Origin of the sequence: Shewanella sp. 10N.286.52.E4 (assembly GCF_041468785.1) — a bacterium.
Taxonomy (GTDB): Bacteria; Pseudomonadota; Gammaproteobacteria; order Enterobacterales; family Shewanellaceae; genus Shewanella; species Shewanella electrodiphila.
In genome coordinates this window covers 124,321-139,374 of record NZ_JBFRJJ010000022.1, presented here as the reverse complement: position 1 = coordinate 139,374, position 15,054 = coordinate 124,321, and the positions used below count along the sequence as shown (strand labels likewise).

Genomic DNA, 15,054 nt, shown 5'->3' with positions numbered 1-15,054 from the left:
AGCGAATTGTTAACAGATGTGGACGGTTGTAATTACTTGCAGCTGATATTATTTTTAGTCGAATAACGTACTCTACCTGCTTGATTGACAATTATAGCTTTTGAGTACGGGCTATCGATAGTCTCTGGGCAGTATGTCAAGGTTCCGTTTGTGCCTGATGCTAAGCCATCGGGCTGATATCTAACGGCAAGTCTATTATATTGAATGATGTCTTCTTCATGAAACTGACTTACTTCAAGCATGATGACATCATTGGTATTTACTTGGTTAGTTTTACCTGAATCAATAAACACTGAAAACCCGCTATTCCAATCATCTCCGCATTTATTATTAAGTATGGGGCATACCGTCACCCTTGTTCCGTATGTTATGGCAATATTTCTAGCAAATTGCATAGCTTGTTGTATGGTTTGAAGGTTACTTTCAACTCTAAGTTGCTGCTGTAGGGATTTAAAGGAGGGGAGTGCAATAACTGATAGTAAACTGAATATAGTTAATGTGATCATTAGCTCAACTAAGTTAAATCCAAAGCTCTGGCGATTGTTTATCATATTTTCATCCTTGATATATGGAGGTACCGCATCCTGCAGTATCGGGATTAACTATAGTTCGAAATTTGATGTTTAACTGAAAATTATAATCATAAAATAAATCTAATATCCGGCTGTAACTTAGTGTTCTTTCAAGTAGTATTAATAAAATTATAAATTTTGATAAAAACTCTAAAAGTTACATTGTCTTAAATGATTAGCTTTGAGAATAATTAGGAGTGAGTTGATGAAAAAAGTAGAAGCCATTATTAAGCCCTTTAAATTAGATGATGTGCGTGAGTCACTTGCGGAAATAGGCATTACTGGTATGACAGTATCGGAAGTTAAAGGTTTTGGTCGCCAGAAGGGTCATACAGAGCTATACCGTGGTGCGGAATATATGGTCGACTTTCTTCCTAAAGTTAAAATTGAATTAGTGATCCAAGATGAGCAATTAGATCAGGCGATTGAAGTGATTGTCGATACCGCACGAACAGGTAAGATTGGTGATGGTAAGATTTTTGTCACTGATGTTGAGCGTGTTATTCGTATCCGTACTGGTGAAGAGAACGAAGAAGCGGTTTAATTTGCTTTTAGAATTTATTTAACGATAAAAAAAGCCTCTAACAGATAATCTGTAGAGGCTTTTTTAATCTGGATATTACAGCATGATTTAACCAAGCTTAACGCATCGATGATGAATCTCGAATCACAGGCTCTGGTGTAAATACCATCGACTTCTTATCCACTGTTTCTTTACTATTTGCGATCAGAAGTTCGGTGGCAACTTTTGCAATTTTCACGTTAGGTTGATGTACTGTCGTCAATTTAGGCCAGGTTTGACGTGAAAATGGACTGTCCTCAAAACCTACAATTGACAGGTCCTTTGGGATATCTAGCCCGGCTAATCTTGCTGCAAATAATGCTCCTGCCGCGATTTCATCGTTACAAGCAACAAGCGCAGTTGGCCGTTTAGGTAAATTAATAAGCCTGTTTGCACCTTCAACCCCTGATTCAAATGAATATTGCCCATCTAAAACCCAGTCGTTAACTACTGATAACTGATTTAGTCTTAATGCATCTTTAAAACCAGTTAAACGTTCTTTAGTTGATTCATGGTGCTGATCACCACTTAAAAAGCCAATATCAGAATGCCCCATGTCGATAAGGTGTTGAGTAATTTCTAATGCACCATGTTTATCATTGACGAGTACAGTAAGCCCGTTTTCTGCATCAGTGCTTTCGCCTGCAATAATTCTTACATAATTAGCATCTATTTCATCAAGTGCTGCAAGTATCTTCGGGTCTTCAGACATCGGCGGAGTTAGCACTAGTCCAGATAAACGTGAATGTTTAACCATTTTAGTGAGCTCATCACAAATATCTGGAGACTTGGCATCACAAGGGTGGATCAACAACTCGTAGCCTTTATCCTGGCAGGCTGACAGTATGCCATTTTGCATATCAATAACGTAATAAGCATTGGGGTTATCATAAATGAAACCAATAACATATGACTTGGTACTGGCTAAGTTTCTGGCTGCTAAATTAGGTTGATAATTAAGTTCGCTAATTGCTGCGTTAACTTTATCTACAGTAGTTTGTCTCACTGAGGATTCTTTATTGGTCACCCGTGAAACTGTTTTTATCGACACACCAGCATGTTTGGCGACGTCATTGATGGTTACTTTCATTATTATTTTGCTCTTTGATTCAGGCTATTAACTTAGCAGATATTTATCTGTGTTTGATGACATTTATCCCCCAATAATTGTTATCAAAGCATCTATCAGATGAAATAAAGCAAGTTCAATTACCTCTAATAGTGCTTATTTTTATTGAAATTGGCAATCTTCAATTGTCTTGCTGGTTGGATGAGTCCTTGAATTAAAATAAATGTAGCAAAAATGATACAAGATATTACTTCTTGTAAGGTATTGCTTTTGTTGGGTTTGATAGTTAGTGTTGTTTGGTTTTCGATTGTTTTCTGACTAAAAAAAACACGCCAAAGTTATTTTCTTGTGGCAAGCCTGTTAATTATTGTGTAATGTTTGCTCTAGACATGACAGCGTTGTCATTCCGGATGGAATGGTTATGTATCCAAAAACGATAATAAAGTTATGGAAGGGAAATGAAGATGCGACCTATTAATTTTAAGAAAAATGTTTTAGCAACTAACATTGCTATTTTACTTGGCAGTATGGTTTCAGTAGGAGCATTAGCTGCTGATGCTGAAACAGCAGAAGAAAACATTGAGAAAATTGAAGTAAAAGGCATGCGTGCCTCGATGAAGGCTTCAGTTAACGAAAAACGTTTTTCAAACTCTGTAGTTGATGCTGTAACAGCTGAAGATATCGGTAAATTTCCTGATGGTGACGTGGGTGAGTCATTAGGACGTATACCTGGTGTAGCTGTAAGTCGTCAGTTTGGTCAGGGACAAGGTGTTTCGATTCGTGGTGCTTCAAGCAGCCTAACTCGTACATTATTAAACGGCCATTCAGTTGCTTCAACAGGTTGGTTTGACCAACAGTCAATCGACAGAAGCTTTAACTACAGTTTACTACCATCAGAAATGGTTGGTGGAATTGAAGTTTACAAATCGTCTCAGGCTGATTTACCTGAAGGCGGTATCGGTGGCACAGTCATCGTTAAAACACGTAAACCATTAGATTTAGATGCTAACTCAGTATTCTTTAGCGCAAAAGGTGATTACGGGACAATTTCTGAAGAAACTGATCCTGAATTATCAGGCTTATATAGCTGGAAAAACGAGAATGAAAACTTCGGTTTTCTAATCTCAGCAGCGGGTTCAGAAACAACATATCAACGTAACGGTATTGAATCATTAGTTGGTTGGGGTGATATTGTTCCTACTACATTTGAGCAAGACCGTGAACGAACTGCGATTAACGGTGCGCTTCAATATAGTCCGACAGATAACTTAAACTTTGGTCTAGATTTCATGAGTCTGGATATGCAAGCAAATAATGCCAATACCTCGTTATTTGTTATGTTCCCAGATGATAAAGATGAAGCATGTGAACAACGTAATTCGTTAGGAACTTGTACTTTTTATCGCCGTGATGGCAATGGCGCAAACCCAGGTTGGGCACAAACTTGGGCTCGTCAAGCAAGTATGGATTCAAATACTTACGACTTCAATTTCGATTACGAAAATGAAAGTTTTAAAGTTGAAGGCCGTGTGGGTAATACCAAGTCTGAAGGTGGTACTGAATTAACTTCTAACTATGGTTTTTGGTTAGGTACAGCTGCTGATTACGCTGGTACTTACGATGCAACTGGTGAAGTGATTAAAATTGATGTCGCTAATAAAAACTTCACAGCAGATGATTTTGGTGGTCAATTGTCACCTGCAGGTTGGGCGCTTAAGAAGCAACCAAACTCAGATGAAGAAACTTATGCTCAAGTAGATTTTACCATTCCTACTGATTTAGGCGCTATCACTGCAATTAAAACCGGTGTTCGTTACGCAGACCATGATGTCACTCAGGAAACACTACCAGCAATCGTTAATGCTGATATAGCGGCAAAAGATGCTTCAGCTTATTACAGTGGTCAAATTTCATCGGGCGCAGGTTATACTTTACCTAAGCCAGATATGGATGCCATGTTACGTGATGCCAAAGCTGCTATTGGTGGTTTTTCTAAAGAAGGACCAGTTTATAAGTCAGGTTACGGCACGATTAATGAAGAAAACCTTTCTTTATATTTAATGGCTAATTTTGAGTCTGACGGTATCCGCGGTAACTTCGGTTTACGTTATATTTCAACGGACGCAACATCAGATTACTTTGCTCTTCAAGATGATGGTTCATATGCTGATAATTTAAGTACTGCTGATGCAAGCTACAGTGACGTATTACCAAGTGTAAACATTGCTTTTGATGTGGCTCCTGATGTCATTATCCGCTCTTCAGCATCGCAAGTTATCTCACGACCTAATTACGCAGATATGTTTTCTTCGTCAGCGCTTGTAGGTTATGCAGATGGTACTGCAGGAAATGAAGTTGTTAATACTGGTAACATTGCACTTGAGCCATTTAAAGCGACTCAAGCTGATTTAGGTGTTGAATGGTACTTTAGCCCAGATGGTTTAATGGGTGTATCTTACTTTATTAAAGATGTTAGCTCGTTTGTTACTTCTTCACAGACATTAGATGAAAGCATTGGCATTACGGATCCTGATTCAGGTGAAGATAGCTGGACTGTATCGAGTAAGAAAAACGGAACAGGTGGTCAAATCCAAGGTATCGAGTTACAAATCCAAGATGGTTTTGATAACGGCTTTGGTTACTCAGCTAACTACACTTTTGCAGATTCAGATGCAGCAGCTGAAAACTACCCTGATGAAGTTAGCGTATTCTCTGACTCTTCAAAGCATACAGTTAACTTAGTCGGTTACTACGAGATGGAAGACTTTTCAGCTCGTGTTGCTTATAACTGGCGCAGCGAATACATGATGCGTGAATTACCAGGTTTCTACGGTAACCGCGAACATCAAGATTTTGGAACACTTGATTTAAGTGCAAACTACAACATCACTGAATACTTAGGTATATCATTTGAAGTCGTTAACTTACTTGAAGAAGACAGTGTTCAATTAGGTGTTGCACCTGATGATGCTGAAGTTAAACCTGAGCTTAAAGGCGGATACCCAGCTTGGAGTTTCGAAGGCGAAGCTCGTTACAAAGTGGGCTTGAACCTACGTTTCTAAATATTATTTAGTCTCGTAAATTTGATAAAAAGCCTAGCAAATTGCTAGGCTTTTTATTTTAATAACAAAAATAATAATAAAATATGAGGTCGATATGGAAGTACAGCACATTGTCATAATTGGTGGTGGAACAGCTGGATGGCTAGCGGCAAATCATATCGGAAAAGCTGCACAGTTACTTCCAAATGTGAAAGTGACATTAATTGAGTCTCCCGATATTCCAACTATCGGTGTCGGTGAAGGAACAGTACCTGCTATTAAGCAGTCACTACAAAGCTTTGGTATTCGAGAAACGGACTTTATTCGTGATTGTGATGTCAGTTTTAAGCAATCTATTAAGTTTTGTAATTGGTTAGACAAGCATAAACATGGCGTGGGTAACAGCTACCACCACCTATTTGATGTTCCCAGTCCTCTTGGTACTGACTTAACTGATTACTGGCTTAATCAAGCATCAGAGCAAGCCTTTTCTCAAGCTGTATCACCGCAACACTATATTTGCGAGTCACTCAAAGCACCTAAATTAATTACTACGCCAGAATACAGTGGCAAAGTGAGTTATGCCTATCATCTTAATGCTGCCAAGTTCGCCAAATTACTCGCTGGCAATGCGACTACAAAATTTGGTGTAAAACATTTGCATGCAAACGTTCTCGATGCGGATATCGATCAGCAGGGTAACTTAACGCAATTGAAAACTGATAAATTCGGCGATTTGAAATTTGATTTCTATATTGATTGCAGCGGTTTCGAATCGATTCTGTTAGCTAAGAAACTTAAGGTTCCTTTTGTTGATAAATCGAAACAATTATTTGTTAATAAGGCGATAGTGGCACAAGTGCCAATAACAACAGAGGATGCTATTCCGCCTTACACCATCGCCACAGCACATCAGGCGGGTTGGATTTGGGATATTGCATTACCAGAGCGACGTGGAACAGGGTTTGTTTATTCAGATAATCATATGTCATCAGCGGAAGCTGAAAAGAAGTTCGATCGTTATTTAGGTGGCAAGTTAGCCAATCTAGAGTCCCGTGAAATCCCAATGAAAGTAGGTTACCGAGAGCAGTTTTGGTTTAAAAACTGTGTAGCGCTTGGTCTTGCTCAAGGTTTTTTAGAGCCCATTGAAGCGACATCTATTTTACTAACAGACTTTGCAGCAGGTTATTTAGCTAAGCGCTTGCCGCAAACCATGGGGCAAATGCCGAGTTTATCAGCGCGATTTAACGACACCATGACTTATGCATGGGAACGAGTTGTTGAATTTGCCAAACTGCATTATTGCATTTCGGACAGAACTGATTCTGATTTCTGGATTGATAACCGACATCCGGATTCTATCCCTGAAGCGTTGAAGCAAAAAATGATGTTATGGCAAGACTATAGCCCAATAACTGATGATTTGTTTTCTCGCTTTGAAGTGTTCAATATCGATAATTATTTGTATGTACTTTATGGAATGAAATACCAAACTCAATCATCTCAACTCGATCGCCTCTATTGCAACACTGCTAAACAGCAAGTGGCTCGAATTCAGCAGATTGGCCAATCTTTAGCTGCTGAATTACCTGAGCATCGGGCGCTATTAAATAAAATTAATCAGTTTGGCTTGAAAACAATCTAAACAACCCCAATAAATCTATATAGCTGGTGGTACTTTATTTCTCTATACGGTAACGTTAGCAGCAGATTAAATGATAATGAGCTTTATTGCGTATTGACTTACTGAAAGTTGATAAGGCGTCATTTAAAAATTTTGGGATTTATATTTTAATCTACAAGCGAAAGTTAAAGCTAAAATTTTAAACAAAAAGGGACCTGAATCCCGAATTTTTTATGTAAATCATTATTGATTAGAAGCGCCTGAAGGAGCCAAGATGTCTAACCAAATTACGTTACTTGAACACGCAAAACACGGTGATTTAAAAATCACTCCATCAAGCTACAAACATGTTGAAGATCAGCATATTGTTCCAGTAACTTTGCACGAAATTGGTCGTGCAGCCACTGAATACCCAATTGTATTCGTTAAAAATAGTGACAATGGCGAGTTTCAAGCTGTTGCAATGCTAGGTCTTAAACCTGGTCAAAACTTAAGTGTTAAAGATGGTAAGTGGCAAGGTCTTTATATTCCTGCTGTTGTTCGTGACTACCCACTTGGCCTTGTACTTAATCCAGATATCAAAGATAAAGTTTGGATCGGTATCCGTGAAGAAGCTGCTGAAGTCAGTAAAACTGAAGGCCAAGCATTATTCGAAGGCGAGAAAGAAACTGAATACTTAGAAAGCCGTAAAAAAGCGTTAATTGCGCATTTTGAGCAAGACCAAGCTAGCCGTAATATCTTAGGTTTCTTAGCTGAAAAAGAATTACTCACCACACAAACGTTGACAGTAGATGTTGCTGGTGAAAAGCGTAATATCAATGGTTTATACCTAATTGATGAAGCTAAGCTGAATGAGCTTTCTGATGAAGATTATTTAGAACTTAGAAAGCGCGGTTTACTAGGTCCTATCTATGGCCACCTATCATCGCTAAATCAAGTTAATCGTTTAGCTCGCACTGAGATTATGTCTAAGGCTTAATCTTTGCGCATCAAAGAAGGCATTGTGAACTACTTATTAATAGTAGTTAGCAATGCCTTTTTTATTGACTGACTTTTCATCTGCAATATTAAACAACCTTAGCACTCGTAAAGTTTCATACATTTCAGTTTATTTTAATAAATTAACCCCCCTTAAGTCTCTGTTTTAATTTGTATAAAATACTTATTGTTAAATAACTGTAGCTATTTATTAAAAAAGTGTAGAAATCTAAAATTTATTTCTGTAGATTACTAATGACAGCGTTGTCATCGCTTGTGTGATTCGTTGTTTTAAGGTCCACATGGGTAAGGAAGAGGTCTTTTGTCCATGTTTTAATTGTATTTCGGTCGGGCGAGGTACAATTATTTTTATACTTTTAGTCTCTCCCCAGAAACGAGTATAAGCTGGGTTCATCCTATGGTTCCCAGCTATTTTTTTATCTTTTTTATAATAAACAGCCTTATATCAGCCTGTTATTTGATAAAACTAGATATTGATTAAAAGTATTATGTGTAGACCTAATTCAATTGTGCTTAAAATTATTACGCTTAAAGCCACTAGGCTTAATGCTATTAGATTTACGCTTAAAGTTTTAGTATTAAAGCCATTATGCTTAAGGCTCACCGAGCTGTTGGCTTTAGACATAACCAGGGATAACTGAGGAATTTATGAATAAGACTATCATTGCATCAGCTTTATTATTGTCATTAGGGGTGGTTGGTTGTCAGCATTCATCTTCAGATAAATCCTCACAAGTTAAGCCTGATGTGCAAACTGCATCAATAGCAAGTGCTGTTAATCATAGTTGGACTCAAGCAGCACTTAATGAGTTTGCACAAAAGCTTGATGTTACTTATCGCATGGTGAGTAATGTGCCAGATGAAGCTTGTTCAGAAGCGCAAAAAGATCAACGCTGCTTTATCGCTGAAATCGACTTTACTAGCACTGACAATATTAACGATACCAATTGGTCAATATTTTATAGCCAAATGCGTCCCGTTCAGGATGTGTTAACCCCAGAGTTTGCAATTACTCGAGTGCAGGGGGATCTACATCAAATATCCCCTACAGATCAGTTTACTGGCTTCAAAGCTGGGGAGACTAAAACCCTTGGTTTTAGAGGCGAGTTATGGCAATTATCTGAAACGGATCCAATGCCAAACTATTACATTGTGGTTGAGGGGTTAACGCCAGCAATCATAACGAGTACACAAGTTTCAATTGATGCTGAAACAGGCATGGAGCAAAGACCTTACGTTGAAGCTTTTACAGATGCCAAGAGGCAGTATCGCCGCACTGATAAAGATCAATTAGTGTGGGCAAAAGCTGAAGTGTTATTTGAAACAAACCAGCAGGTTTCTCTGAACAATCAAGTGATTGACAACCGTATTATACCAACACCAGCATCTGTAAATGTAACCTCGACAGATAAACCTGTGGATTTAGCCCAAGGCATTAACGTTTTATATAATCAGGTTAAGCCAAGCTCTGTTGCTGCGGCATTAAATCGACTATCGCGCTTAGGTGTTAATGCGAGTGACTCAGGTATTAAGTTATCCTTAAATACGGTCAATGATATCAATGTACCTGAGAGCTATCAGTTAGCTGTCGCAAAAGATGAGATTGTGATTAGCGCATCAGATGAAGCTGGATTCTCATACGGCATCGCATCAATCGCTGCGTTAATCACACCTGATGACTTAAGTCTTAACACCTTAGAAATTAAAGATAGTCCTCGTTATGATTTTCGTGGCATGCACGTAGATGTCGCACGAAACTTCCATAGCAAACAAATGATCTTAGATTTAATCGATCAAATGGCGGCCTATAAACTCAATAAGCTGCATTTGCATATGGCTGATGATGAAGGCTGGAGATTAGAGATTGACGGACTACCAGAACTAACAGATATAGGCAGTAAGCGCTGCCACGATTTAACTGAAACAACATGCTTGATCCCACAGTTAGGCAGTGGCCCATTTGCAGATAGTAAAGTTAACGGCTTTTATTCTAAAGCTGACTATATCGAAATACTCCAATATGCTACGGCTCGTCAGGTAGAAGTGATCCCATCAATGGATATGCCTGGGCATTCACGCGCTGCGATAAAATCAATGGAAGCACGCTATCGTAAATTGATGGCGGCAGGGAACGAAGCTGCGGCAAACGAATATTTACTCTCAGACGCTAACGATAAAACGGTGTATTCATCAGTGCAATATTACAGTGACAACACTTTAAATGTTTGCATGGAGTCAACGTTCCACTTTGTTGATAAAGTGATCCGCGAGATCGCTAAATTGCACCAACAAGCCAATCATCCTTTGCATCGTTATCACATTGGCGCAGATGAAACCGCTGGTGCTTGGAAGCAATCACCCCAGTGCCTTACGTTTGTTGCCAATAACGATAAAGGTGTGACGTCAGTTGATGACTTAGGAGCCTACTTTATCGAACGCTTATCTAATTCATTAGCAGCTAAAGGAATCGAACCAGCGGGCTGGAGTGATGGCATGAGCCATACTAATCCAGCGAACATGCCAGCTAAAAGCCAAAGTAATATCTGGGATGTTATCTCCCATGATGGCTACAGACTAGCGCACAAACAGGCAAATCTCGGTTGGGATGCCGTCCTTTCAACCCCAGAAGTACTGTACTTTGATTTCCCTTATGAAGCGGACCCTAAAGAACACGGTTATTACTGGGCAGGCCGAGCTCAAAATAGTCAAAAGATTTTCAACTTTATGCCAGACAACTTGCCCGCAAATGCTGAACAGTGGCAAGACATTGAAGGTAACCCATTTACTGCAGATGACACCGTTAAGAAAGATGAGACAGGTAAAGTGATATCGGGTCCACTACAGCAAGGGAAAGGCTTTAGCGGTATTCAAGGTCAACTGTGGAGTGAAACTGTTCGAAGTGATGATGTTGCAGAATACATGATCTATCCAAGAGTCTTAATGCTTGCTGAGAAAGCTTGGCATCAAGCTGATTGGGAAGTGCCTTATCAATATTCAGGTGTTGTTTATGATGCTAATTCAGGCTTCTTTACTGCAGAACTACGGGCAAAACAACAACAGCAATGGAATGAATTAGCAAACACGCTCGGGCAAAAAGAATTCGCTAAACTCGACAAAGCCAACATTGCTTATCGACTACCGACAGTGGGCGCTAAAGTGATTGATGGAAAGCTGCACACCAATATTGCTTTTCCAGGCTTACAGATTGAATATCGAGACCAAAGAGGCGTCTGGACTCTGTTCAAGCAACCCGTTGAAGTGACTGGTGAGGTTGAGGTTCGCACAATATCACCAGATGGCAACAGAAAAGGTAGAAGTTTGAGTTTATCTAATAGCTAGATAAATACCAACCTACACTTGCATACCGATTACATAAGGCGTTAAACAGATTGTTAACGCCTTTTTTATGTCTTTAATATGAGTAAATCACTCATTTTTATATTTTTATTATAATGAGATTGTTATTTGTAAACAGTCGCTTAGCTTGTTATATAGCATCATTGTAGTTTCATTGTTAAAAAACAAATGACAACGCTGTCATTTGTGGTGTAACATTAAGTTAACTTATTCAGGAAGCCAGCCGTATCGTGGGTATTTTCGAATACTGTTGTTTATTTAGCGTTTGAATAACGCTGCTTAACACGGCTTAAATAGAAGAGATAAGAGGGATGTCATGGGCGTTAACTTGCAAACTGAATCACAGCTTTTTATTGGCATCGATGGTGGTGGTAGTAAATGCCGCGCAACAATATTTTGTCCTCAAAGAGGTGTGATAGGAACTGGTGTCGCTGGTAGAGCTAATCCATTACATGGCTTAGAGCAAACCTTCGAATCTATTCTTGCTTCTACTCAACTGGCCATTTCTGATGCCAAACTTAACCCTGATGCTGTTAGCACGCTAGTTGCTGGTCTTGGCTTAGCAGGGGTTAACGTGCCGCGTTTATATGACCTTGTTAACCAATGGCAGCATCCTTTTGCCAAAATGTATCTGACAACAGATTTACATACTGCCTGTATCGGTGCCCATGAAGGCAACGATGGTGCGGTAATTATCACTGGCACAGGCTCTTGCGGTTATGCACATGTTGGTAACCAAAATCTATTAATTGGCGGCCATGGTTTTGCTTTAGGAGACAAGGGGAGTGGAGCGTGGTTAGGCCAACAAGCTGCCGAGCACGTGCTATTAAACCTTGATGGCTTTGCCGAAGACACTCAATTAACTCAGCCTCTTTTAGCTCACTTTAATGTAACTGATGCAATGGGACTGGTTGAGAATCTTGCAGGCCAGTCTTCAAGTACCTATGCCCAATTAGCTCGCATTGTATTACAACAGGCAGAGCAAGGTGATGCAGTTGCCATTTCAATTGTTAAACAAGGCGCAAAATACATTAGCAACATGGCTCGCAAGCTTTTTGCATTGCAACCAACACGCTTTTCAATGATAGGTGGCCTAGCTGAACCTTTAGCTGTCTGGCTTGATAAAGATGTTGTCGCTAGGGTTGAGCTTGCTATTTCACCGCCAGAAATCGGCGCAATACTTTTTGCGCGTCAAGAATTTGCAGCTCAACAACATAACCGCGAAGTGTCTTAATACCAAGTGCAGACCGCTAACCAATCGCGGTGAATCACTAAAACTTTGCGAAAAACTTATGCGCCAGACTTAAGCAAAAACTTATACGACAAACTTAAGCGACAAACTTAATCATCATATTTAAACATCTGTAGGCTGCACCATTGCACCTTACTCACAATCATTAATAGGGTTAAACCGATGACAGATACAATTATGGAGCTAGAAGCTCGCTCTGCACCACAAAAAATTGCTGATCAACTTGCTGCTAATGCTGGCTTAACGAAAGAACTTGGTGAAAAACTACGTGCTTTCAAACCTAAATTTGTGATGATAGTGGGTCGTGGTTCATCAGATCATGCAGGTGTATTTGCTAAGTATTTGTTTGAGATTGAAGTGGGTATTCCTACTTTTGCCGCGGCGCCGTCAGTTGCCAGTGTATATGGTAAGTCATTACAGCTTGAAGGCGGACTCGTCATTGTTATCTCTCAGTCAGGCCGTAGCCCTGACATTTTAGCCCAAGCAAGAATGGCTAAAAATGCAGGCGCATTTTGCGTGGCTCTTGTGAATGATGAAACAGCACCGATTAAAGATATTGTCGATGTTGTACTGCCACTGCGTGCAGGTGAAGAAAAAGCGGTAGCAGCAACTAAAAGCTATTTAGCGACGTTATCTGCCATTGTTCAATTAACAGCTGAATGGACTCAAAGCGAGTCATTAGCTGCTGCAGTTGATTCAATGCCATCTGCACTTCAAACGGCTGTTGATTCAGCGCCTCAGTTAACACCAGAATCATTAGAGGGTGTGAATAATTTAGTGGTACTCGGCCGTGGATTAGGTTATGCCGTGACAAAAGAAATTGCACTTAAAATGAAAGAAGTTTGCTCTATTCATGCCGAATCTTTCAGTAGTGCTGAGTTTTTACATGGACCAGTGACACTGGTTGAGAAGAAACTTGCGATTGTCGATGCTTGCATCAACGATGAATCTTACGAAAGCCATATTGAGCAGATTGAAAATGTGTCTCAGCGCGGCGCAGACTTAGTGCATTTAAATCAAACCTCAAAAGATATTCATCCACGTGTTGCTCCATTAGCATTATTGCAACGCTTTTACATTGATGTTGCTGCTGTAGCAGTTGCACGAGGTATTGACCCAGATCAGCCTGAAGGGCTTAAAAAAGTCACTCAAACCCTGTAAATTAAATTTTCACTGTACTGTACTGTACTGGACTGTACTGGACTGTACTGTACTGTACTGTACTGTACTGTACTGGACTGTCCTGTACTGAGCTGAACCAAACTTAAGTATAAGAACGTTAGGTTTAGCAACGTTAGGTTTAACAAAGTTAATAAGTGCCCTAAAGAGACACACTATGAAGCAAACTCTGATTGTAGATAAATATTTTGATGGCGAACTGTTTCAGCCAAGAGCTGCGATAACCGTTGAAAACGGTGTCATTTCAGCAATTAATCACATTGCAGATACCGGTCTAGATTTACAGTTAGTGGATGAATACGCTTTAGAGAATGTGACTCATTTACAGGGTAAATTGGTACCAGGATTTGTTGATGTGCAAGTAAATGGCGGCGGCGGGGCACTGTTTAATGCTCAGCCTACGCTAGATTGCATTAAAACGATCGGTGCGGCCCATTCCAAGTTCGGCACCACAGGCTTTTTACCGACACTTATTACAGATAAAGTTGAAGTCATGGCAAAAGCGGCGGATGCAGTTGCTGAAGCGATTGCATCAAAAACTGTCGGCGTATTAGGGATTCACTTTGAAGGACCGCATTTAAGTGTGCCGAAAAAGGGGGTTCATCCTCAATCGTTCATTCGAACCATTTCTGATGAAGAGTTAGCGATTTTTGCTCGCAAAGATTTAGGTATTAAAGTGGTGACTTTAGCCCCTGAAAATGTGTCTGCTGAGGTGATAAAAACCTTAGTCTCACATGATGTTAAAGTGTGTTTAGGTCATTCAAATGCCGATTACGATACGGTTGTAGCGGCACTAGAAGCTGGAGCTGACGGCTTTACTCATTTATTTAATGCAATGTCTGGTTTCGGTTCAAGAGAGCCAGGCATGGTGGGCGCGGCGTTAGAAAGCGAACATGCGTGGTGTGGTTTAATTGTCGATGGTCACCATGTCCACAGCGCGACAGCGAAAGTAGCAATTAACGCTAAACCGCAAGGAAAAGTCATGCTGGTCACAGACGCTATGCCGCCGGTCGGCATGGATGATAATGCCAGTTTTGAACTATTTGGCACTGAGGTCATTAGACAAGGCGATAGGCTTAATGCAAAGTCAGGTGAACTGGCTGGTTGTGTGTTAGATATGGTGGGAGCAGTTAATAACAGTGTCAGTATGCTAGGTTTATCTCATGAAGAAGCACTTAGAATGGCATCACTTTATCCTGCTCAATACCTTAATAAAACAGAACTAGGCAAAATTGCTGTTGGTCAGCAAGCCGACTTTGTTCTGCTTAATTCGCAACAGACAGTGAGTCAAACTTACATCAAGGGTGAGCTGATTTATAGCGACGTTGCTTACACAGAATCTAACGCTCAAGGTGTTTAAGATGCCTAGCCCACTCACATCGCAACCTTTAACTAATGT

Annotated in this window: 10 protein-coding genes; 8 read left to right on the top strand and 2 right to left on the bottom strand. The window is 40.0% G+C overall.

Annotation, left to right across the window (positions count from 1 at the left end; genetic code table 11):
• Positions 1-32 precede the first annotated feature (32 nt).
• Positions 33-551, bottom strand: a complete 519-nt coding sequence (locus tag AB4153_RS12325) for a GspH/FimT family pseudopilin (protein WP_303512551.1) — start codon at positions 549-551, stop codon at positions 33-35.
• Positions 552-777: 226 nt separating this feature from the next.
• On the opposite strand from AB4153_RS12325, the gene AB4153_RS12320 reads away from it, so the two are divergent.
• Positions 778-1,116 carry a P-II family nitrogen regulator gene (locus AB4153_RS12320; RefSeq protein WP_144210077.1) on the top strand — a complete coding sequence of 113 codons (339 nt, stop codon included), beginning with the start codon at positions 778-780 and terminating at the stop codon, positions 1,114-1,116.
• A 97-nt stretch (positions 1,117-1,213) separates the two neighbouring features.
• Here AB4153_RS12320 and AB4153_RS12315 read toward each other — a convergent pair whose 3' ends face one another.
• Positions 1,214-2,224 (bottom strand): LacI family DNA-binding transcriptional regulator, encoded by a 1,011-nt coding sequence (locus AB4153_RS12315; RefSeq protein ID WP_303512558.1) that lies wholly within the window; start codon positions 2,222-2,224, stop codon positions 1,214-1,216.
• Positions 2,225-2,667: 443 nt separating this feature from the next.
• On the opposite strand from AB4153_RS12315, the gene AB4153_RS12310 reads away from it, so the two are divergent.
• The 7 genes from AB4153_RS12310 (at position 2,668) to nagA (ending at position 15,015) form a co-directional block, all read left to right on the top strand.
• Positions 2,668-5,265 (top strand): TonB-dependent receptor, encoded by a 2,598-nt coding sequence (locus tag AB4153_RS12310; RefSeq protein ID WP_371997647.1) that lies wholly within the window; start codon positions 2,668-2,670, stop codon positions 5,263-5,265.
• 94 nt (positions 5,266-5,359) lie between these two features.
• Positions 5,360-6,889, top strand: a complete 1,530-nt coding sequence (locus AB4153_RS12305; protein WP_371997645.1) for a tryptophan halogenase family protein — start codon at positions 5,360-5,362, stop codon at positions 6,887-6,889.
• A 253-nt stretch (positions 6,890-7,142) separates the two neighbouring features.
• Positions 7,143-7,847, top strand: a complete 705-nt coding sequence (locus tag AB4153_RS12300; protein WP_248954558.1) for a SapC family protein — start codon at positions 7,143-7,145, stop codon at positions 7,845-7,847.
• A gap of 668 nt (positions 7,848-8,515) precedes the next feature.
• On the top strand, positions 8,516-11,206 hold the full coding sequence (locus AB4153_RS12295; protein ID WP_371997643.1) for a family 20 glycosylhydrolase: 2,691 nt from the start codon (positions 8,516-8,518) through the stop codon (positions 11,204-11,206).
• 334 nt (positions 11,207-11,540) lie between these two features.
• Positions 11,541-12,458 carry an N-acetylglucosamine kinase gene (nagK, locus tag AB4153_RS12290; RefSeq protein ID WP_248954560.1) on the top strand — a complete coding sequence of 306 codons (918 nt, stop codon included), beginning with the start codon at positions 11,541-11,543 and terminating at the stop codon, positions 12,456-12,458.
• 180 nt (positions 12,459-12,638) lie between these two features.
• Positions 12,639-13,637: a glucosamine-6-phosphate deaminase NagB-II gene (nagB-II, locus tag AB4153_RS12285; protein WP_102528681.1), complete on the top strand. Its 999-nt coding sequence runs from the start codon at positions 12,639-12,641 to the stop codon at positions 13,635-13,637.
• 175 nt (positions 13,638-13,812) lie between these two features.
• The gene (nagA, locus tag AB4153_RS12280) at positions 13,813-15,015 is read left to right on the top strand and encodes an N-acetylglucosamine-6-phosphate deacetylase (RefSeq protein ID WP_102528680.1); all 1,203 of its coding nucleotides are present in this window, start codon (positions 13,813-13,815) and stop codon (positions 15,013-15,015) included.
• Positions 15,016-15,054 lie beyond the last annotated feature (39 nt).

What these genes read in the sequence shown, in the direction of transcription:
- nagB-II (WP_102528681.1), top strand. Translation starts at nt 12,639, where the DNA reads ATGACAGATACAATTATGGAGCTAGAAGCTCGCTCTGCACCACAAAAA.
- AB4153_RS12320 (WP_144210077.1), top strand. Translation starts at nt 778, where the DNA reads ATGAAAAAAGTAGAAGCCATTATTAAGCCCTTTAAATTAGATGATGTG.
- AB4153_RS12300 (WP_248954558.1), top strand. Translation starts at nt 7,143, where the DNA reads ATGTCTAACCAAATTACGTTACTTGAACACGCAAAACACGGTGATTTA.
- AB4153_RS12325 (WP_303512551.1), bottom strand. Translation starts at nt 551, where the DNA reads ATGATAAACAATCGCCAGAGCTTTGGATTTAACTTAGTTGAGCTAATG.
- AB4153_RS12310 (WP_371997647.1), top strand. Translation starts at nt 2,668, where the DNA reads ATGCGACCTATTAATTTTAAGAAAAATGTTTTAGCAACTAACATTGCT.
- AB4153_RS12295 (WP_371997643.1), top strand. Translation starts at nt 8,516, where the DNA reads ATGAATAAGACTATCATTGCATCAGCTTTATTATTGTCATTAGGGGTG.
- nagA (WP_102528680.1), top strand. Translation starts at nt 13,813, where the DNA reads ATGAAGCAAACTCTGATTGTAGATAAATATTTTGATGGCGAACTGTTT.
- AB4153_RS12315 (WP_303512558.1), bottom strand. Translation starts at nt 2,224, where the DNA reads ATGAAAGTAACCATCAATGACGTCGCCAAACATGCTGGTGTGTCGATA.
- nagK (WP_248954560.1), top strand. Translation starts at nt 11,541, where the DNA reads ATGGGCGTTAACTTGCAAACTGAATCACAGCTTTTTATTGGCATCGAT.
- AB4153_RS12305 (WP_371997645.1), top strand. Translation starts at nt 5,360, where the DNA reads ATGGAAGTACAGCACATTGTCATAATTGGTGGTGGAACAGCTGGATGG.